The organism is Williamsia sp. 1138, assembly GCF_002095435.2.
Classification (GTDB): Bacteria; Actinomycetota; Actinomycetes; order Mycobacteriales; family Mycobacteriaceae; genus Williamsia.
This window is the reverse complement of sequence record NZ_MJEJ02000037.1, coordinates 125,162-143,710: the sequence shown is the minus strand read 5'-3', so window position 1 is coordinate 143,710 and position 18,549 is coordinate 125,162. Positions and strand designations below refer to the sequence as shown.

21 protein-coding genes are annotated in these 18,549 nt (G+C 65.2%); 10 read left to right on the top strand and 11 right to left on the bottom strand.

What is annotated here, in order from left to right; genetic code table 11:
* Window positions 1–884: pyridoxal 5'-phosphate synthase lyase subunit PdxS (gene pdxS, locus BH683_RS09775; protein WP_084836073.1), on the top strand; the 884-nt coding region annotated here is incomplete at its 5' end.
* Between the two features lie 2 nt (window positions 885–886).
* Window positions 887–1,612, top strand: coding sequence for a phenylalanine--tRNA ligase beta subunit-related protein (locus tag BH683_RS09770; protein ID WP_084836040.1), 726 nt, complete (start codon window positions 887–889; stop codon window positions 1,610–1,612).
* A gap of 22 nt (window positions 1,613–1,634) precedes the next feature.
* Here the strand turns inward: BH683_RS09770 and BH683_RS09765 are convergent, their stop codons facing one another.
* From BH683_RS09765 to BH683_RS09715, 11 genes are all read right to left on the bottom strand, one after another.
* Window positions 1,635–2,072, bottom strand: coding sequence for a GNAT family N-acetyltransferase (locus BH683_RS09765; protein WP_084836039.1), 438 nt, complete (start codon window positions 2,070–2,072; stop codon window positions 1,635–1,637).
* On the bottom strand, window positions 1,963–2,697 hold the full coding sequence (locus tag BH683_RS09760; RefSeq protein ID WP_084836038.1) for a hypothetical protein: 735 nt from the start codon (window positions 2,695–2,697) through the stop codon (window positions 1,963–1,965). The genes BH683_RS09765 and BH683_RS09760 overlap by 110 nt, the downstream gene beginning before the upstream one ends.
* On the bottom strand, window positions 2,694–3,296 hold the full coding sequence (locus BH683_RS09755; RefSeq protein WP_168187004.1) for a TetR family transcriptional regulator C-terminal domain-containing protein: 603 nt from the start codon (window positions 3,294–3,296) through the stop codon (window positions 2,694–2,696). Before BH683_RS09755 ends, BH683_RS09760 begins: the two co-directional genes overlap by 4 nt.
* A gap of 105 nt (window positions 3,297–3,401) precedes the next feature.
* Window positions 3,402–4,016: a class I SAM-dependent methyltransferase gene (locus BH683_RS09750; protein ID WP_084836036.1), complete on the bottom strand. Its 615-nt coding sequence runs from the start codon at window positions 4,014–4,016 to the stop codon at window positions 3,402–3,404.
* A 64-nt stretch (window positions 4,017–4,080) separates the two neighbouring features.
* Window positions 4,081–5,310, bottom strand: coding sequence for an FAD/NAD(P)-binding oxidoreductase (locus BH683_RS09745; protein WP_084836035.1), 1,230 nt, complete (start codon window positions 5,308–5,310; stop codon window positions 4,081–4,083).
* A gap of 53 nt (window positions 5,311–5,363) precedes the next feature.
* On the bottom strand, window positions 5,364–5,897 hold the full coding sequence (locus BH683_RS09740; protein WP_084836034.1) for a glutathione peroxidase: 534 nt from the start codon (window positions 5,895–5,897) through the stop codon (window positions 5,364–5,366).
* Between the two features lie 50 nt (window positions 5,898–5,947).
* The gene (locus BH683_RS28375; protein WP_143696026.1) at window positions 5,948–6,184 is read right to left on the bottom strand and encodes a hypothetical protein; all 237 of its coding nucleotides are present in this window, start codon (window positions 6,182–6,184) and stop codon (window positions 5,948–5,950) included.
* A gap of 245 nt (window positions 6,185–6,429) precedes the next feature.
* Window positions 6,430–6,819: a hypothetical protein gene (locus BH683_RS09730; protein ID WP_084836032.1), complete on the bottom strand. Its 390-nt coding sequence runs from the start codon at window positions 6,817–6,819 to the stop codon at window positions 6,430–6,432.
* A gap of 202 nt (window positions 6,820–7,021) precedes the next feature.
* Window positions 7,022–7,984: a cation diffusion facilitator family transporter gene (locus tag BH683_RS09725; RefSeq protein ID WP_084836031.1), complete on the bottom strand. Its 963-nt coding sequence runs from the start codon at window positions 7,982–7,984 to the stop codon at window positions 7,022–7,024.
* A gap of 41 nt (window positions 7,985–8,025) precedes the next feature.
* Window positions 8,026–8,664, bottom strand: a complete 639-nt coding sequence (locus tag BH683_RS09720; protein ID WP_084836030.1) for a response regulator transcription factor — start codon at window positions 8,662–8,664, stop codon at window positions 8,026–8,028.
* Window positions 8,665–8,759: 95 nt separating this feature from the next.
* Entirely contained in the window at window positions 8,760–10,160 is a 1,401-nt protein-coding gene (locus tag BH683_RS09715) for a glutamate decarboxylase (protein ID WP_084836029.1), read from the bottom strand.
* A gap of 170 nt (window positions 10,161–10,330) precedes the next feature.
* Between BH683_RS09715 and BH683_RS09710 the strand changes: the two genes are divergently transcribed.
* From BH683_RS09710 to BH683_RS09675, 8 genes are all read left to right on the top strand, one after another.
* A complete protein-coding gene (locus tag BH683_RS09710) occupies window positions 10,331–11,689 on the top strand; it encodes an MFS transporter (protein ID WP_084836028.1) in 1,359 nt (452 codons plus the stop codon).
* A complete protein-coding gene (locus BH683_RS09705; protein WP_084836027.1) occupies window positions 11,682–13,199 on the top strand; it encodes an aminotransferase class V-fold PLP-dependent enzyme in 1,518 nt (505 codons plus the stop codon). The genes BH683_RS09710 and BH683_RS09705 overlap by 8 nt, the downstream gene beginning before the upstream one ends.
* An 82-nt stretch (window positions 13,200–13,281) precedes the next feature.
* Entirely contained in the window at window positions 13,282–14,127 is an 846-nt protein-coding gene (locus BH683_RS09700) for a hypothetical protein (protein WP_084836026.1), read from the top strand.
* Between the two features lie 16 nt (window positions 14,128–14,143).
* Window positions 14,144–14,893, top strand: coding sequence for a class I SAM-dependent methyltransferase (locus tag BH683_RS09695; protein ID WP_084836025.1), 750 nt, complete (start codon window positions 14,144–14,146; stop codon window positions 14,891–14,893).
* 115 nt (window positions 14,894–15,008) lie between these two features.
* Window positions 15,009–16,001, top strand: coding sequence for an ABC transporter substrate-binding protein (locus BH683_RS09690; protein ID WP_084836024.1), 993 nt, complete (start codon window positions 15,009–15,011; stop codon window positions 15,999–16,001).
* A 52-nt stretch (window positions 16,002–16,053) separates the two neighbouring features.
* On the top strand, window positions 16,054–17,154 hold the full coding sequence (locus BH683_RS09685; RefSeq protein WP_084836023.1) for an ABC transporter ATP-binding protein: 1,101 nt from the start codon (window positions 16,054–16,056) through the stop codon (window positions 17,152–17,154).
* Window positions 17,151–17,846, top strand: coding sequence for an ABC transporter permease (locus tag BH683_RS09680; RefSeq protein WP_084836022.1), 696 nt, complete (start codon window positions 17,151–17,153; stop codon window positions 17,844–17,846). Before BH683_RS09685 ends, BH683_RS09680 begins: the two co-directional genes overlap by 4 nt.
* Window positions 17,843–18,544 (top strand): ABC transporter permease, encoded by a 702-nt coding sequence (locus tag BH683_RS09675; protein ID WP_084836021.1) that lies wholly within the window; start codon window positions 17,843–17,845, stop codon window positions 18,542–18,544. The genes BH683_RS09680 and BH683_RS09675 overlap by 4 nt, the downstream gene beginning before the upstream one ends.
* The last annotated feature ends 5 nt before the right edge of the window (window positions 18,545–18,549 follow it).

The window sequence follows — 18,549 nt, the reverse complement described above, 5'->3', positions numbered from 1 at the left end:
CGTCCGGTACCGGAACCGCGCGTGTCAAGCGTGGGATGGCCGAGATGCTCAAGGGTGGGGTGATCATGGATGTCGTCACCGCGGAGCAGGCGACGATCGCCGAGGATGCGGGTGCTGTTGCGGTGATGGCTCTGGAGCGGGTTCCGGCCGATATTCGTGCCCAGGGTGGTGTGTCGCGGATGAGTGATCCGGACATGATCGATTCGATCATCTCTGCGGTGTCGATTCCGGTGATGGCCAAGGCGCGGATCGGGCATTTCGTCGAGGCGCAGATCTTGCAGAGCCTGGGTGTGGACTACGTCGATGAGTCCGAGGTGTTGACTCCGGCTGATTACGCCAACCATATTGACAAGTGGCAGTTCACGGTGCCGTTCGTGTGTGGTGCGACGAATCTGGGTGAGGCTTTGCGGCGTCTGACCGAGGGTGCGGGGATGATCCGTTCCAAGGGGGAGGCCGGTACCGGTGATGTGTCCAATGCCACGACCCATATGCGCAAGATCCGCGACGAGATCCGTCGGTTGACGTCGTTGCCGAAGGATGAGTTGTTCGTGGCCGCGAAGGAGTTGCAGGCGCCGTATGAGTTGGTGGTCGAGGTGGCCGAGAGCGGCAAGTTGCCGGTGACGTTGTTCACTGCCGGTGGTATCGCGACGCCGGCTGATGCGGCGATGATGATGCAGCTCGGTGCTGAGGGTGTGTTTGTCGGGTCGGGGATCTTCAAGTCCGGCAATCCCGCGGAGCGGGCGGTTGCGATCGTGCAGGCGACCACGTTCTATGACGATCCCGATGTTCTGGCCAAGGTCTCGCGTGGGTTGGGTGAGGCGATGGTCGGTATCAACGTCGACGACATCCCACAGCCGCACCGGCTCGCCGAAAGAGGTTGGTAGACATGCAGGAGGTACTGGACCGGGCCCGAGTAGAGGATGCGGTCTTCGCTCTGCGGCCCGACTACCGAGCGCTGCTCATCGCGGTCGACGGCCTGGTCCCGGGCCCGAGCGACGAGACGAGTGACACCTTGCTGCGGGCGGCGGAAGCATCTGCCCGGCTGACTGATCGACCAGTAGAAGAGTTGCCGCACATAGCATCTTGGCGCGAAGCCTATCGGGCATTCGGGGCCAAACCGCAGCGCACCCGCAATAGCGCCGAAGCCCTGCTCCGTAGGGCCCAGGACGGGTTACCGCGCGTGAACCGACTGACCGACGTCTACAACGCCATCTCGGTACTGCACCAGATCCCGGTTGGCGGAGAAGATCTCAGTCGATACGTGGGAGCACCACGCTTGATCCGGGCCGAGGGAAGTGAGGCGTTCGATACCGTCGCCGGCGGTGAAGACGCTACCGAACATCCCGCCGCCGGGGAAGTGGTGTGGTGCGACGACATCGGGGTGACCTGCCGGAGATGGAACTGGCGCCAAGGCCGGCGAACCCAGCTGACCGAGGCCACGACCACGGCGCTGTTCATTCTCGACATCCTGGATCCGTTGACCGATGAACACCTGATCACGGTCGCCGACGAGCTGATCGAACATCTCTTGCGTATCGGTCCCGACGTACGGGTCGCGAAGCGGCTGATCGCATCGTCATCCACGGCGGCAGCGGCAGGGCCGGAGGACTGACTCCGGGAGCGTCCCCTCTCGATCAGCGGGGCGTCAACAGCATTCGCAGGTGCGGGATGCCCGCCTCCTGGTAGTTGTCCCCCACGCGAACGAATCCAAAGCGGCCGTACCACTTTTCGAGGTAAGCCTGCGCGGAGATCTCGATGGTGCCGGGGTACATCGCCAGAGCAGCCGCGAGAAGTCGACCCGCGTAGCCGCGGCCCCGTGCAGTGGTCGCTGTCGCCACCCGGCCGATGTGAACCGGGTCGTGGTCGGCGAGGACGCGCAGAGTGGCCGTCACCTCGCCGCCATCGTCCTCCATCCAGAACAGTTCCGTGGTGGGCAGTAGGTCGGCGCCGTCCAGTTCGACCTCATCGACGATTCTCTGCTCGTGCACGAACACTGCGATCCGGAGCGCCATGATGCGGTAGAGGGCGTGTTGGTCGATGTGGGCGAGTGGGGCGTGATGAAGGGTGGGCATTGCAGGTCCGTTTCGTCGGGGACGGGTCAGGGGAGTGGTCTGCTGCGGCGTGGAATCGGCGCCCGCGCAGCGACACGATGGAGCACATGGTGAGCCCGAGCAGAAGCAGGTAGAGCGGGAACGCGACGGCCGCGACGTCGAACGCGGACAGGCTCAACAGCGCGAGGGTTCCGTTGGCGGTGCCGAACAAGTAGACAAAACCGCGCTCGGTATCGGGTCGCCGCCACGCCTTGATCACAGTCGGAATACCGCCGATCGCGTCAGCCGCCACCGCGGTGAGAACGGCCAAGACAGGATCGTCGAGAACCAGCCACAGCAGCAGTGCCACCGCGGCACCCACGCCGCACCACAGGTCGAATCTGCTGACCCGCCAATAACTCGAGGGATTGGCGAACGACGCGCAGAAGATGACGAACGGTCCCAGACCGACCGCAAGGGTGGTCACCGCAGGCAGTCCGACGCCGTCGCCGACCTGCGCGCCGAACGCGATGGCCGGCGCGGCCGCCCACAAGAACCACGAGACCCGGTTGGGGCGCACGACACCGCGCACGGTCAGCACCGCGTACCACGAGCTCCCCACCATCGACAGGGCTGCACCGATCAGGACGAACCGGGGGTCGATCACGGCGCAGCACCTGCGATCCGACCGACCACGTCGGCAATCGTGCTGCGCACCAGCCTTTCCTGTACGGCCGGCGGGTACGTTGCGCTGTCGAGTACGGCCAGGACCGCGACGCCCTCCACGGCTGCCACGATCTGTTGGGCGTATGCAGTGGCGTCAGCATCGTCGACCCGCGAATCGAGACGTGCCACGTGTTCGGTGATGCGCGCGAGCCATTGTCGTGTGTGGTGCACGTGTAGTTCCCGCAGCTCGGCGTGGGCGATCGAGGCCGCGGCGAACCCGGTCCAGATGCGGGCCTCCACAACGCGTTCATCGTCGAGTGGTAATGCTGTGCAGGCGACGGCGACAAGACGCTCCGCCGCCGTGGTTCCTCGGGCACTGCCGGCGCTGTCTGCACGTGCTGCCGTGCGTTCGAAGAGGGTCTGGCGTGCGTGGACCAACATCTCGGACCGGGAGCCGAATCGGTGCATGATCAGCCCGGTGGTGCACTCTGCGCGGGCCGCAACCGCGCGCACCGTCGTGGCTTCGATCCCCAACTCGGCGACCGTATCCCACACTGCGCGGGAGATGCGGTCTCGCGCGTCGTCCACCCTGACAGCCACGTCGGGCCACCTCCTGACACGCGATCGGAACATCTGTTACGAAGAACCGTAACAGATGTTCCGACCGGATCGTGTCGGCGGAGGTCGGATCCCGAACTCAGTCCGTCAGACGTAGCGCCCGACGGCCCATCCGCGAGCTGCGTCCGGGCGCACCGCGTCGACTTCGATGCCGTCTTGGTACAGGCCCGTCTGCACGACGGTTCCGCTGTCGATCGCCCACTGCCACGCACGAATGGGTCCCTCGCCCCACGGCTTGTGCGGCAGCAGATCATCGAAGATGAGCACGGTCTTCTCGTGGGCCAGCCGCCTCATGTTGGTGATGTCGGCGCGGGCGATGTCGTAGGTGTGTCCGCCGTCGATGAAGATCAGATCGAACCTGTGGTCGGGTTCTGAGTCGCCGAACCGCGGAACTGTCTCCAGCGAGTCACCGGCAATCAGTGTGTGGCGTCCGGGGAATTCGTCGTCGATGTGTTTCTTGGCCGCCGACACGTACTGGTGTTCGGCCAGATCGAAGGAGGTGACCAGAGCTCCGGGGTTCGCATCGAGGAACGCATGACTGGAAAACCCGGCGTTGAATCCGATCTCGGCGATCTGCCGGACCTCTGAGCCTGCTGCGGCGGTCCTGAGGAAGGCGAGCTGCTCGGCGTTGGCAGAACCTTCGACGAACCACCCTTGCTCGCGTGCGTCAGCGACGATCTCTTCCAAGCGACCAAAACCCATGTACCACTTCTCCGATCGTCGAACGGCGTGTTCTCGCCTCGAGTATTCGATCCTAGTAGTTGAGCTACAAGCGCCCCTTGAGGATCAGGTTCCAGTACGTCCTGGGCAGCCCGTAGCGGTCGAATGCCCACGCGGAACGCCGTGGCTTGAGTGGGTCGAGGAATGACGGCAGTGACGACGTCACCGTCCCGTCCCGATCGAATTCGGCGGCGATGAGTGTGTGGGCCCCGATGACGATCGGGGCCACCGTGTAGCCGTCATATTCCTGCAATGCCTCACCGGAGCGCGCCGCGAGCAGGTTGTCGACGAGGATCGAGATCTGGCGTCGCAGGCCACCGCCGGACGGATCGGTGTCGATGGCGGCGCCGTCGCCTGCGGCCCAGACGGTCGGATGCGCGCGGTGCTGAAAGGTTCGCGAGTCGATGTCGACGAGGCCGTGGGCAGCACGTCCGGTCAGATCGGACTCCTCGAGCCATCGAGGGCCGCGGAACGGGGGTACGAGATGCAGCATGTCGTACGGCAGCACGTCGGCTGTCCCGGACTCGTCGGTGATGGTGATCTCTCGCGTGCCCGGGCTCAGGGCTGTCACGGCGGTACCGAGCCGGACGTGAACCCCGAGGTCGTCGAGATGACCGAGGAGTCGCTCATCGAGCCCGTCGACACCGAGAAGGTTCGGCCGGTCGACCACCAGGGTGATGTCTATGCCGGACAGACGGCCGGTGCTCTGCCAGTGCGCGGCCGCCAGGAACAGCGGCTTGACCGTCGTCCCGGTGCAACTCACCGGCTGCCGCGGAACGGTGAAGATGGCGCGGCCACCGACCGGTAGTGCCTGCACCAGCTGCCACGTCTGCTCGGCCCGGTCGATGTAGTTGCTCGCGACGGCAGGGGTGTCGAGAGCAGCATCGATCCCGGGCAGTGCCGCGGTGTCGGGCACCAGCCCGGGACCGAGGATCAGGTCGGTGTAGCGGTACCGCCGGCCGGAAGCGCACTGGACGACCCGCTCGGCGGCATCGACCCTGACCGCGGAGTCCTGAATCCACGTGCAGCCGTCCGGGGTCACCGAACGCTGGGTGCGCTCGGCGCTGCGCAGGCTCGCCTGCCCGCCACCGACGTACGACAGCAGTGGCCGGTAGGTGTGCACCTGTTGGGGTTCGATGACCGCGACATCGCCGACGCCCTTGCGGCGCAGTCGGCCTGCCGCACTGATACCGGCGTTGCCGCCACCGATGATCAAGACATCGAAATGTGTATCGCGCCCGGTGTCAGCGGATCGTTCGGAGCCGTCAGGGGTCATCCCAGGGAACTACCCCGATTCGGACCCCACCAACCCGATGGCCCGGGGCGCGTTTACAGCAGGGCGTCGAGTTCGGCGCTGATCTCCTCCGGGGTCACGGTCGGCTCGTACCGTTTGATGACGGCTCCGTCGCGGCCTACGAGGAACTTGGTGAAGTTCCACTTGACGTCGTCGGTGCCGATCGCGTCGGGGCTCGTCTTCTTCACGTGGTCGTAGAGGAAGCCGGACTCCGGGCCGAAATCGCCCGGCGCCTCGGAACGCAGGTAGGTGTACAGGGGGTCGGCGTTCTCACCGTTGACATCGATCTTGCCGAAGATCGGGAACGTGACGTTGAAGTTGGTGTCGCAGAAGTCGGCGATCTCTTCGGCGGTCCCGGGCTCCTGGCCCCCGAACTGATTACACGGGAATCCGAGGATGTGGAATCCGCTGTCCTTCTTGTCCCGGTACAGCTGTTCGAGGCCCTCGTACTGCGGCGTCAGGCCGCACTTGCTTGCGACATTGACGACCAGCAAGACCTGCCCGGCGTACTCCTTGAGAGGTTGCGTTCCGCCGTCAGGCGTTGTTGCGTCGAAATCGTGTGCGCTCATGGGATTGTTCCTATCAGATGCGAGATGCCACGGGCGTTCTCCATCGGCAATCACCCCTCGGTACCGATGGCGGTGCGGGGAACGAAGAGCACCAGCGGGTCACCGGGTGCGATGAGGATGCAGGCGTCGTCGCTGAGGCTGAGGACAACCGCACGGGTCGACTCCGGCAACGACTTCAGCTGGCGGGAAATGTCTGCCGCCAGCGCCGCGGGCACCGTGAACCGACCATCGCCGAGATTGATCGCGGCGACCCCCTTGGCGGCCAGTGCGGCGTCTCGGTACGGCATCGGGTGTATCTCCTCGCTGGTTCTGGACCCCAGCGTAGGAGATGGTCGGGTCGTCGGCAGCACGCGGGTGATCTGCGCTTTTGCTGGTGGGGAGGCATATTTCGGCGCAACTTTATCGAGGCCGAATTGTCGGCGGGTGACATCGGTCACGTTCGGTTTTGTGTGAGTTTTCGTCGATGGTGGCGTGGTTCGAATGCCTCGCTCGCCGGTGGTCAATTGTTCGGGCATCGGTCGCTCCATTCCGTTCAACTCATCACCAGCGCTTCCTGGACGGCGGCATGAAATGCTTTGCCGGGGTCACCGAAAACCTCGGTCTCGGGAAAGTACATGGCTGCCAATCCGCTCAGTAGTGACCCGCACGCGCCGGGGCGGACCGCTACCGCGAACCACATCCCCATCGACACGTTGCTGATGACCCGGGTCCAATCCGACTGCTCCTCAATCGCATTGGCAACCCGCAGCATGAGCTTCGGATCGTTGCCGCCCGACCTCGGCGACGAAGGATCGGCCCGGCGCGGCGATCGCGCTGGGCCGGTCTCTTTGTCGCGCGTGCCCCGTCTGTCGGAGTGGGCTTGGGAATGGATTTCGACTGCATCTGCGACCGTCAATGTCTGGCTGTTATGGATGTGCATCATGGCTCTCCTCGGCGGATGGCTGCCGGCCAATTGGCCAACAACTCGACGTTCGCACGAGTTGAGGGTTTTGTTGCAGGTCAGTCGACTTTTCGTTGGCCGGTTGATACCACGAAACGGGAAATTAATTCTGCGAGGAACATTTGGTCGGCAAAGTATCAATGAAGACAAACCCGAAGTTTTGATCCTTCGGCGTCATGGGAGATCAATCGGCGGAGAGGGACGCCTCCTCGGGCGTCGCCAGCGTCAGAACTGCCTCGGTCACCCTCGGATCGGTCTCGATCTCGGATTCGAGACGGCGCAGCGTTCTGGCCAGGTCGTTCTCGCTGGTGTTGCCGATGAAGTCGATGGCTGCCACAAGGTAGAGCGTGCCCGGCCCAGTGAACTCGGCATGTAGGTACGTCACGCGGTCGACGTCGGGGTGTCCCAGCAACATCCGCAGCAGCACTGTGCGGGTCCTGGCGTCGACGGCCTGTCCGAGAAGGAATCTCCGGTTCTGATTGATCAAGATCACCGCGACGACCCCGAGCAGGATGCCGACCAGGATGGAGCCGATCGAATCGTAGGTCGGGGAACCGGTGAGCTGGTGCAGGAGTATCCCTACGAAGGCGATGGCGAGCCCGATGAGAGCGGCAGCGTCCTCGGCGAATACGGCCCGAAGGGTGGGGTCTGAGGTTCGGAAGACCTGGCTCAGCAACCCGACCCGGCGCTGGACCGCGCCCTTCTTGGCCTGTTGATACGACCGCAGGAACGAGACCCCCTCGAGCAGGGCCGCGATCCCCAGCACCACATAGGCCACCAGATAGTCGGTGGCGGGCTCCGGCGAGATCAGCTCGGAGATGCCGTGCTGAATCGACACCGCGGCGCCGACGGCGAAGAGCCCGAACCCGGCGAACATCGACCAGATGTAGGCCTCTTTGCCATACCCCTGGGGGTGCCGGGTATCGCGGTCGCGATGCGAGCGTCGCTCGGCGATGAGCAGCAGGACTTCGTTGCCCGTGTCAGCCCATGAATGCGCGGCCTCGGCCACGAGGGAGGCGGACCCGGTCAGCATCGCGGCGCCCGTCTTGGCGATGGCGATCGCGAGGTTTGCGGCGAACGCGATGACCACCGTCAGGAAGCTGTCGCCGCCCCCGGCCTGCGCGGTGTCGGGCTTGTCAGTTGCCATGTGACCTCACCCGGCCAGTATGCGCCCCAGGTGGCACCCGCTCAGATCAGACCTTCACGCATCGCGTAGGCCACGGCATGGGTTCGGTTGCGTAGGTGAAGCCGGGTGGTGACGTCGTGCAGGACACTTTTCACCGTGCGTTCGGAGTAGCAGAGTTCATCGGCGATCGCGGCGGTGTCGAAACCTTCGGACACCAACCGCAACACCTCGATCTCCCGCTCATACAGGGGCGCGCCATCGGGCCTGCGAGGAAAACCGCCGCGACGCTGGAGATACCCGACTTCGTCGAGGAGGGTGCCGACCAGATCGGCAGGAACGGCCCCGCCGCCGGCCGCGATCCGCTTGATCTGTGTCACCAGGTTGTCGCGGGTCGCGTCGGTGCGACGGATCATTCCACTGACCCCGGCCTCGGCCGCAGCGACCACCGTGGTCTCGTCGAGCGACCCGAGCACGAGCATGGTCCGTGGGACGCCGCCGCGCTGGATCGCCCTGAGATTGCGGTGCACCGCCTCATCGAGGGCGTCGGCAACCACCACCGCCACCTCGGCGCTGTCAACGCCGCACGCGGCGACGAGCCGGACCTCCGCACACATGCGGAGCGTGCTCGTCACGCCTGCTTGCAGGATCGGATCATTCGCGTAGACGTAGGTGCTGACTCGGCTGCCACCGTGATTGCGCATGTGTCGATGGTCGACGAATCAGACCACATTGCCGCGAGTAGTGCACTACCCGAATTTCCCATCGAGAGCCGAAGGTCGCTCGGCGTCTGGTCAGGTCAATGTGCGAAGTGCTGCTTCTGAGGAAGATGGCCGTCGGACTTGATGAGCCGCAGGTCTTTCATGACCTCCACGAGGTGCTGATGGAGGACGCGGGCCATGTCGCGGGAGAATCCCTCGCGGACAACGACTCGCAGGACCGCCAGGTCGGAGACATTGTCCGGCATCGTGTACGCCGGTACCTGCCAGCCGTAGGAACGCAGACCATGCGAGACATCGAATGCGGTGAACTCGCAATCACTGTGGAGCTTGAAGGTGACCACCGGGATGGCAGAACCGTCGGTGACGATCTCGATCTCGTCCTCCTCCTCGATCTGCCCGGCGAACCACTGGGCGGTATCGGACAGGGATCTCATGATGTCGGCATAGCCCTGTCGGCCCAAACGCAGGAAGTTGTAATACTGACCGATCACCTGATTGCCCGGTCGCGAGAAATTGAGGGTGAAGGTCGGCATGTCGCCGCCGAGATAGTTGACGCGGAACACCAGGTCTTCGGGCAGCCAGGTCTTGTCGCGCCAGACCACGAATCCGACGCCCGGGTAGGTCAGGCCGTACTTGTGACCGCTGACGTTGATGGAAACCACCCGCGGGATGCGGAAGTCCCATTCGAGGTCCGGGTGCAGGAAGGGGAGGACGAAACCTCCGCTGGCCGCGTCGACGTGGATGGGAACGTCGACGCCACCGTCGGCGGCGAGCTTGTCGAGGGCAGCCGCGATCTCTTTGACGGGTTCGAGCTCACCGGTATAGGTCGTGCCGGCGATGACGACCACCCCGATCGTGTTCTCGTCGACCGCGTCGAGGACCTGCTCCGGGGTGATGACGTAGCGGCCCTCCTCCATCGGGAGGTACCTCGGTTCGACCTCGAAATAGCGGCAGAACTTCTCCCACACCACCTGCACATTGCTCCCCAAGATCAGGTTGGGCGTGCCGGTCGATGGTCGAGCTCCGCCTTCGGCTCCGTCTCCGCCGGTCTTCTTCGCCTTCCACAGCCACTTGAGGGCCAGGCCGCCGAGCATGACCGCTTCGGAGGAACCGATCGTCGACGTACCGGTCGCGCTGGACGCCACGGTGGGGTCGAGGTCGGGCGCGTGGAAGAGGTCCGCGACCATCGCGACGCAGCGCTCTTCGATGGCGGCGGTCAGCGGGTATTCGTCTTTGTCGATCATGTTCTTGTCGAACGTCTCGGCCATCAGCTTCTCGGCCTGGGGATCCATCCAGGTCGTGACGAAGGTGGCAAGGTTCAGGCGCGAGTTCCCGTCGAGCATCAACTCGTCGTGGATGAAGCGGTAGGCCACCTCGGGATCCATCGAGTCGTCCGGAATCTGAAGGGCGGGAATGCCGGCGACGGCAAATCGGCCGGTGTAGGCGGGGGTGATCATTCCCCGGTCGACGTCTGACATATGAACTCCATCGCTGCTTGATTAACGGGGATTGCCGAGGTCCGAGCGCTCTGATGGTACCGCCGAAGTGGTCACGCGCACTGTGGTTCTCCAACTGCGCGGCCATGTCAAGCTGCGAAAATGCGTCTCATGCCTAAGGTGTGAGGGTGAATCGGCAATCGTCGCCTAAGATGCGCAGACTTCCTCGTGCGGTCACCGTCGGCTACGCCGCCGGCAGCGTCGGGACGGGTGGGTTCGGGGTGCTGCCCGGATTGGTGCTGGCGTACTACTTGACCGACACCCTCGGTGTCGCGGCGATTGTCGCGTCCGCGGTGGTGATCCTGCCGAAGATCATGGACGTGGTGCTGGACCCCTGGATCGGCGCATTCAGTGACCGCACTGCGGCACTGCGCGGCACCAGGGCCAGGCTGATGCTGCTCGGCGCGGTGAGTCTGCCCGCGGTGTTCGTCCTGACGTTCGCGGCACCACCGGCGCTCGGTGCCGCCGCCGGCGCGGTGTGGGTGCTCGTCTGCTTCCTGCTGTCGGCGGTGGCGTACAGCCTCTTCCAGGTTCCGTACATCGCGCTACCTGCCGAGCTGACGGGGGACTACGACGAACGCACGCGCCTGATCTCGATACGAATTGCGGTGCTGGCGTTGACGATTTTGTTGGTCGGTGCCGGGGGTCCGGCCATCCGGGACGCGTTCGGCGGGGATGTCGCGGGTTATGTGGTGATGGCCATCGTGGTGGCGGCCGTCATCTGTGCCGGCATGCTGGCCGCCACGCTGCTCGCTGCGCGTCGCGCGTTGCCGCTCGCCCCTGGCCGCGAGCTCGGCCGCGGTGTCGCGGTGGCGTACCGCGACGGGCTCGATGCGCTGCGGACCGTGCGGCGATTCCGGATTCTGGTGATGGTGTTCGTGATTCAGGCACTGGCCAGCGCGGTGATGCTCGCCGGTGCGCAGTACGTCGCGACGTACGTGCTCGACAACGAAGGTGCGCTCACGGTGTTGTTTGCGGCGCTTGTCGCACCCGCGCTGCTGGTGATGCCCCTGTGGTACCGCTTCGCCACCCGGCGGGGCAAGGTGCGCGGGCTGGTCGCGGCGTCGTCGATCTTCGTGTGTGCCACCACCGCTCTCGTGGTCGCGACCTGGCTGCCCGGCTGGTGGATCTATCTTGCCGTCGGGGTGGCAGGCGTCGGATATGCGGGCATGCAAGCTTTTCCGCTCGCCATGTTGCCCGATGTCATCGATGCCGATGCCCGCCGTGGGGGTCGGGAGCGGGGCGGCGCGCTCGCCGGGGTGTGGACGGCCACCGAAACCGCAGGCCTGGCATTGGGTCCGGCCGTGTTCCTGCTCGCTCTCGCGATCGGGGGTTTCGTCTCGTCGTCCGGGGATGAGGTGGTGGCCCAGCCGGATTCCGCGGTCACGGCGATCGCGCTCGCCTTCTCTGCGGTGCCCGCAGTTCTCGTCGCGATCAGTATCTGGCTGCTGCGCGGTTACCGTGAGAACGACAGCGACAGTCACGTCGAGGAAGAGGTCATCGATGCCTGAACGAGACCGCATGCCTGCACCCGGCGAAGGCCACATCGCGTCACGCGGGGCGCAGGTGCTCGAGACCCTGCGTCGACTGCGAGCACAGGACGCGCCCACCCACGGTGGCCGGGTCCTGTCGTACGTCTACGACAGTGGGCTGGCAGAACTCGACCGGATCGCCGGCGAGGCCGCTCGGCTCGTCCAGTCCGTGAACGGGCTCGACCCGACGGTGTTCCCGTCGGTCGCCGTCATGGAACGGGAGCTGGTGGCATTCGGGCGCAACGTATTCCACGGTGACACCTCGATGGTCGGAAACGTCACGACCGGAGGCACGGAGAGCTGCCTGCTCGCGGTGAAGGCGGCGCGCGATCTGGCGGCGGCCCCGCGTGGAACAGGTTCGCTGGTGATCCCGACCACCGCACACGCAGCCTTCGTCAAGGCGGCCGCGCTGCTGAGTCTCGAGCTCATCCGGGTTCCGGTGGACCCGGCCACCGGCGTCGTCGATGCCGATCTGATCGGTGCGGCGATCCGCCCCGACACCGTGCTTGTGGTGGTCTCGGCGCCCAACTACCCGACCGGTTCGATCGACCCGGTTGCCGAGGTCGCCGCGGTGACCGGTGCGCGGGGCGTGGCCCTCCATGTCGACGCGTGCCTCGGTGGCTTCGCACTGCCCTGGTGGGACACAGCACAGAAGCCCTTGCCACCATGGGATTTCCGGGTCGAAGGTGTCACCAGTCTGTCCGCGGATCTACACAAGTACGGGTACGCACCGAAAGGGGCGTCGCTGCTCCTGCATCGGGACCGGGATCGGCATCGCGCCCAGTACTTCGGGATCACCGATTGGCCGGGCTATCCCGTGGTGAATCCGACATTGCTGGGGTCGAAGTCTGCGGCAGGTCTCGCGAGTGCCTGGGCCGTCGCCACGACCCTCGGACCGCAGGGCTACGCCGGTCTGGTCGCAGGTGTCCGGGATTCGACCGATGCGCTGGTCGCTGCCGCTCGTGCCATCGATGGCCTGCGGGTGGTCGGAGAGCCGGTGGGGCCGGTCTTCGCGGTCGCTGCGGACGTCGGCGCCGACGACGTGGTCGATCCACATCGGTGGGCGAGCGCCGTGCAGGACCGCGGGTTCACCCTTCAGATGCAACCGTCTCTGACGCAGCCCGACGGGACCGTGCTGGCGTCGACGACGCACGTGACGGTCACCGGCGTCACCGCATCGATCCTCGACGAATTGATACCGGCGTTCAGGAGTGCTGCCGACATGGTGCGCGGGGAGCCGCCGGCGACCCCGCCGTCGGCCCTCGCCGAGCTCGCCGCTGCCTTCGACCGGAACGAGGTGGCGCTCACCGATGTCCTCGGGCTGTCCAGTGAGTCCGCCGGTGCCGCGCTGGTGGCGGCGGGCCTCGACCCACGCGGAGACGGCGACCTCGACATGGCGACGGTGCTCGCGGCCGTCGAAGCGCTGCCCCGGCCGGTCACCGCGAAGTTGCTGGTCGAGTTCCTCGCAGGGCTTGTCGCACCGGACTGACGAACGGAAGACAACTGCTCTACCGCCGCCGGCTCGCCGGTAGGGTGTGAGACCTAGCTGCCGACGACGAGGAGTGGTGTCCATGGGACCCGGATACGGCAACGATCCGAACAAGCCTGATCAGCCGTATTACGGTGGCCAGCAACCACCGCAGCAGCCCTATTACGGCGATCAGCAACCGTATTACGGCAATCAGCCGCCGGATCAGGGTGGTTACGGTCCCAGCGGAACCAGCCAGATGCCCGCCGGCGGGCAGCCCGACTACGGACAACCTGACTACGGACAGCCCCAGTACAACCAACCTGGATACGGGCAACCCGATTACAGTCAGCAGGCGTATGGCCAGCAACCCTACGGCGAGCAGCCGTACGGGAACTCGCCGTATGGCGGGCAGCCGCCCTACGGTGGCCCGCCCTATGACGGCGGCTACGGGCAGCCCCCGCAAGGCCCGAACGGCGGTGGCAGCAAGAAAACTCTGCTGATCATCTTCGCCGTCGTGATCGCTCTGCTCGTGGTCGCCGGCGGCGCCACCGCCGCCCTCGTCCTCAGCAGCGATGGTGACGACGACTCACCGACAGCCAACTCGACGACATCGAGCGCGACGACGACCACGGGCAGCACCAGTACCGAGGACACCACCACCACCGAGACGACCACGACAACATCTGGGAGTTCCGGTGGCACAGTCGTTTACGAGGTGACCGGCAACGCCTCGATGATTCTCTACAGTGATGCCGGCGGCGAGCAGAAAACAGAGACATCACCGAGTACGCCGTGGACGAAGTCGTTCGACAATCTGGAGCCGCCGTTCCAGCTCAGTGCCTTCACCGCAAACGGCGAGGACGTGTCCTGCAGCATCAAGGTGAACGGCAAGACCGTGGCGAGTGACAAATCGGCGCTCGCGATCTGCGTGGACATCGGGGCGTAGGCAGGCCGATCTGACCATGTCCGAACAAGACTCACGGAAAAAACGGGCGACGTCGTTCGGTGCACAGGCGTCGGCGTACAGCGCCGGACGGCCCGGCTATCCGGCGCGGGCCGTCGCGCGCCTTGTCGCACCCGACGTGATGGTTGTTGCCGACGTCGGAGCGGGGACAGGCAAATTGACGGCGTCACTGCTCCGACCGGGGCGCACGATATATACCGTCGAACCCGACTCCGCGATGCTGGACACCCTCAGCGCCCAGTTGCCATCCGTCCACGGATTGATCGGCACGGCCGAACAGATCCCACTCGCGGACAACGTCTGTGATGCCGTCACCTTCGGCCAGTCGTGGCACTGGGTCGACCCGCTCGTCGCCGTCGCCGAAGCGGCCCGGGTGCTCCGCCCCGGGGGCACGCTCGGCCTGATCTGGAACATCCGGGACGAGACCGTTCCGTGGGTCGCCCAGCTGACCGAGATCATCGCTGCGAGCGAGGCGGAGGTGTTCGTCGCACAGGGGGGACCGACATTGGGCCCGCCGTTCGGTGTGCCCCGCCATGAGACGTTCGACTGGGATCGCAGGCTCGACATCGAACAACTCCTCGCAATGGTGAACTCGCGGAGTCAGATCATCACGGCCACCGAGTCCGAGCGCGCGGACATCCTCGAACGCGTTCGCCGACTCGGCGCCGAGGTCGCCGATTCCGACGGAACGATCGTCTTGCCGTATCGGACACACGTGTTCCGGGCGACTCTCGACCAGACGGGGTAACCCAAACTTCCCCGAGCCAAACCTTTCCGCGCAGCGAGATTCAAAACCGGCAAATCTGGTCGAAAACAACCGTAGGTCGTGACGAAAAGGCACTCGGTCGTGTTCTATTGACTGGGTGCATACGCTCATCCGCAGGGATACGTGGCTCCGTTTCACGCTGCTGCCCGCCATCCTCCTGCTCATCGCGGCCATGGTCGCCGGATGCTTCGACCCGCTCAGTCGAGCCGGATCGCGTGATCCGGATCCGAATCACATCGTCGTGGGCTCCGGCGGTGTCCTGGAAAGTCAGATCATCGGCCAGATCTACATCGATGCACTCGAGGCGAACGGCTTCACCGTCGAGAACCAGCTGAACTCGGGAACACGCGAGCGATACCTGCCCGCGCTGCGTTCGGGTGACATCGACCTCGTCCCCGACTACATCGGCAACCTGATGCAGTACCTCGCGTCGACTGCCCCTGGTCTCACCGAGGATCAGGTCGCCGAGTACTCGGCGCTCACCTCGCTGGAGGACATCGAACAGAAGCTGCCGACGGTCGAGGGTGACGACCTGCTGACCTACACCCCTGCGCCGGGCTCGAACTCCGATTCGGTGACCGTGACGCAGAAGTCCGCGGACAAGTGGAACCTGAAGTCGATCGAGGATCTGGCCCGGGTATCGCAAACGGAGAAGGTCAGTTTCATGGCCAACAGCGAGTTCGCGACACGTGAGGTCGGCGTACCGGGACTCGAGCGCAACTACGGGCTCAAGGTCGATTTCCGGCCCAACAACGACAGCGGCGGTCAGGCCACGATCAACGAGCTCACCGGCGGGCGGGTCACGGCCGCCGACATCTACACCACGACCCCGGCGATCACCACCGAGAATTTGGTGGTCCTCGAAGACCCCAAACACAACTTCCCGGCCAACAACATCGTCCCCGTTCTCGCGAAGACCAAGGACTCCCCGAAACTCCGCGCGGTACTCGACGCGGTGTCGTCGAAACTGACGGTGGAGGAGTTGCGCAACCTGAACGAGTTGGTCTCGGGCAAAGAGAAGCTCGAGGTCGAGGACGCGGCGAAGCGCTGGGTGGAGACACAGAATCTGAACAAAGCGCTCGGGTCTTGACCAGCACCTCGACAACGATCTTGGCAACCGATCACCGGAAGGAACGAACCCCATGATCACCTTTGAATCGGTGACCAAGACCTACCCCGACGGCACCACGGCCGTCGACAATCTGACCCTCGACATCGAAGAGGGCAGCTTCACCGCTTTCGTCGGTCCGTCGGGCTGTGGGAAGACGACGTCGATGCGGATGATCAACCGCATGATCGAGCCGACGTCGGGCACGATCACGGTCGACGGCAAGGACGTCGGGTCTGCCAATGCCGTCTCCCTGCGCCGCGGGATCGGCTACGTGATCCAGAGCGCCGGGCTCATGCCACACCAGCGGGTGGTGGACAACATCGCGACGGTGCCTGTGCTGCAGGGTGAATCGCGCAAGGCTGCGCGGCACGCCGCGCTGGAACTGCTCGAGCGCGTCGGGTTGGACCGAGCCGTCGCGACCCGTTATCCAGGTCAGCTCTCGGGCGGGCAGCAGCAGCGCGTCGGTGTGGCCAGAGCGCTTGCCGCCGACCCCGCGATCCTGCTGATGGACGAGCCGTTCAGTGCCGTCGACCCAGTCGTGCGAGAAGATCTGCAGAACGAGATGCTGCGACTACAGGGCGAACTGCGCAAGACCATCGTCTTCGTCACCCACGACATCGACGAGGCCGTCAAACTCGCCGACCGCATCGCGATCTTCGGTGTCGGCGGCAAGCTGCGACAGTTCGACACCCCGGCCAGACTGCTTGCGGCCCCCGCTGACGAGTTCGTGTCATCGTTTGTCGGCCGCGACCGCGGTTACCGCCTGCTGCAGTTCAATTCGGGTGCCGGGGTACAGATCGAGCCCCTGACCCCCATCACGGAGGCCGACATCGACGGGCAGGTGCTCGGCGTGGACGAGTGGCGCCTGGTGACCATCGACGGAAACCCGTTCGGTTGGGTCGACGCCGCCGGCGTGAAGGTGCACTCCGGTGGGGGCTCGCTGTACGAGAGCTGCTCCGCCGGTGGATCTCTGTTCACCGAGGGCGGCACGTTGCGCCAAGCACTCGACTCGGCGCTGTCGTCGCCGTCGGGCATCGGTGTCGTCGTCGACGGGAAGGGCACGATCAGTGGCGGGGTCCGGGCCGCGGATGTGCTCGCCGCGCTCGAGCAGCAGCGGAAGTCGGCCTCATGAACTACCTGCTCAACCATTTCCCGAAGGTCTGGGAGCTCACCCTCGAGCACATCAAGCTGTCGATGGTGCCCCTGCTGGTGTCGCTGATCATCGCAATTCCACTCGGGCTCCTGGTGTATCGGTCGCGGCCCGCCCGCAGGCTCACGATCATCATCGGATCGATCATCTTCACGATCCCGTCGATCGCCCTGTTCATCGTCCTTCCGTCGGTGATCAACACGCGAATCCTCTCGGACGTCAACGTGATGGTCGCCCTGGCGTTGTACTCGACGGCGCTGCTCGTGCGCTCTGTCCCCGAAGCGCTGGATGCGGTGCCACCGATGGCGGTGGACGCCGCAACCGCCATCGGTTACAAGCCGTGGCAGCGAGTGCTGAAAATCGAACTGCCGCTGGCAATCCCGGTGTTGATCGCCACCATCCGCGTGGTGGCCGTCACCAACATCTCGATGGTGTCGGTGGGTGCGGTGATCGGGTTCGGTGGCCTCGGCCGGCTGTTCACCGAGGGTTACAGCCGCAACTACACCAATGAGATCGTCGCGGGCATCATCGCCGTGGTGGTGCTGGCGCTGGTCATCGACGTGCTGCTGGTGGTGCTCGGTCGGCTGCTCACGCCGTGGGCGCGGGTCGGCAAGGCCCCGAGTCGGCTGTCGAGAGCCCGGATGAATCTGAGCAAAGAGGCGGCGCCGGCATGAGCAACATCTTCAGTGACACGGTCAGCTACCTCACCACCGCCAGCAACTGGACCGGAACCGACGACACAGACGGTCTGCTCATCGAGATAGCCCAGCACCTCGAATACACCTTCTACGCAGTGGGCCTGGCCGCCTTGATCGCCGTGCCGATCGGCCTGTTCGTCGGTCACACCGGCAAGGGCGAGGTGATCGTGGTGGGGCTCGTCAACATGCTGCGCTCGCTGCCGACCCTGGGCCTGCTGCTGCTCTTCACGCTGTGGATGGGTCTGGGGTTGACCCCGACCATCATCGCGCTGATCCTGCTCGGCGTGCCCCCGCTGCTCGCCGGTACCTACGCGGGGGTGGCAAACGTCGACAAATCCGTGGTCGACGCGTCCCGGGCGATGGGTTTCAACGGATTGCAGGTGCTGTTGAAGGTCGAATTGCCCAATGCGCTCCCGCTGATCCTCGGTGGCCTGCGCAACTCGACGCTCCAGGTGGTCGCCACCGCTGCGATCGCCGCGTACGTGGGACTCGGCGGCCTCGGTCGGCCGATCTTCGACGGACTCGCCACGTACGATTATCCGCCGATGATCGCCGGTTCGTTCCTGGTGACGCTGCTGGCCCTGATCCTCGACAGCATCATCGCCGGGGTGGCCTGGGCATCGGCACCGGGGAAGGGGCGGTTGCGCCGGGCGCCGGATCTGGCAATCGCGTAGCCGAT

What these genes read in the sequence shown, in the direction of transcription:
- BH683_RS09770 (WP_084836040.1), top strand. Translation starts at nt 887, where the DNA reads ATGCAGGAGGTACTGGACCGGGCCCGAGTAGAGGATGCGGTCTTCGCT.
- BH683_RS09765 (WP_084836039.1), bottom strand. Translation starts at nt 2,072, where the DNA reads ATGCCCACCCTTCATCACGCCCCACTCGCCCACATCGACCAACACGCC.
- BH683_RS09750 (WP_084836036.1), bottom strand. Translation starts at nt 4,016, where the DNA reads ATGGGTTTTGGTCGCTTGGAAGAGATCGTCGCTGACGCACGCGAGCAA.
- BH683_RS09745 (WP_084836035.1), bottom strand. Translation starts at nt 5,310, where the DNA reads ATGACCCCTGACGGCTCCGAACGATCCGCTGACACCGGGCGCGATACA.
- BH683_RS09740 (WP_084836034.1), bottom strand. Translation starts at nt 5,897, where the DNA reads ATGAGCGCACACGATTTCGACGCAACAACGCCTGACGGCGGAACGCAA.
- BH683_RS28375 (WP_143696026.1), bottom strand. Translation starts at nt 6,184, where the DNA reads ATGCCGTACCGAGACGCCGCACTGGCCGCCAAGGGGGTCGCCGCGATC.
- BH683_RS09730 (WP_084836032.1), bottom strand. Translation starts at nt 6,819, where the DNA reads ATGATGCACATCCATAACAGCCAGACATTGACGGTCGCAGATGCAGTC.
- BH683_RS09725 (WP_084836031.1), bottom strand. Translation starts at nt 7,984, where the DNA reads ATGGCAACTGACAAGCCCGACACCGCGCAGGCCGGGGGCGGCGACAGC.
- BH683_RS09720 (WP_084836030.1), bottom strand. Translation starts at nt 8,664, where the DNA reads ATGCGCAATCACGGTGGCAGCCGAGTCAGCACCTACGTCTACGCGAAT.
- BH683_RS09715 (WP_084836029.1), bottom strand. Translation starts at nt 10,160, where the DNA reads ATGTCAGACGTCGACCGGGGAATGATCACCCCCGCCTACACCGGCCGA.
- BH683_RS09710 (WP_084836028.1), top strand. Translation starts at nt 10,331, where the DNA reads ATGCGCAGACTTCCTCGTGCGGTCACCGTCGGCTACGCCGCCGGCAGC.
- BH683_RS09705 (WP_084836027.1), top strand. Translation starts at nt 11,682, where the DNA reads ATGCCTGAACGAGACCGCATGCCTGCACCCGGCGAAGGCCACATCGCG.
- BH683_RS09700 (WP_084836026.1), top strand. Translation starts at nt 13,282, where the DNA reads ATGGGACCCGGATACGGCAACGATCCGAACAAGCCTGATCAGCCGTAT.
- BH683_RS09695 (WP_084836025.1), top strand. Translation starts at nt 14,144, where the DNA reads ATGTCCGAACAAGACTCACGGAAAAAACGGGCGACGTCGTTCGGTGCA.
- BH683_RS09685 (WP_084836023.1), top strand. Translation starts at nt 16,054, where the DNA reads ATGATCACCTTTGAATCGGTGACCAAGACCTACCCCGACGGCACCACG.
- BH683_RS09680 (WP_084836022.1), top strand. Translation starts at nt 17,151, where the DNA reads ATGAACTACCTGCTCAACCATTTCCCGAAGGTCTGGGAGCTCACCCTC.
- BH683_RS09675 (WP_084836021.1), top strand. Translation starts at nt 17,843, where the DNA reads ATGAGCAACATCTTCAGTGACACGGTCAGCTACCTCACCACCGCCAGC.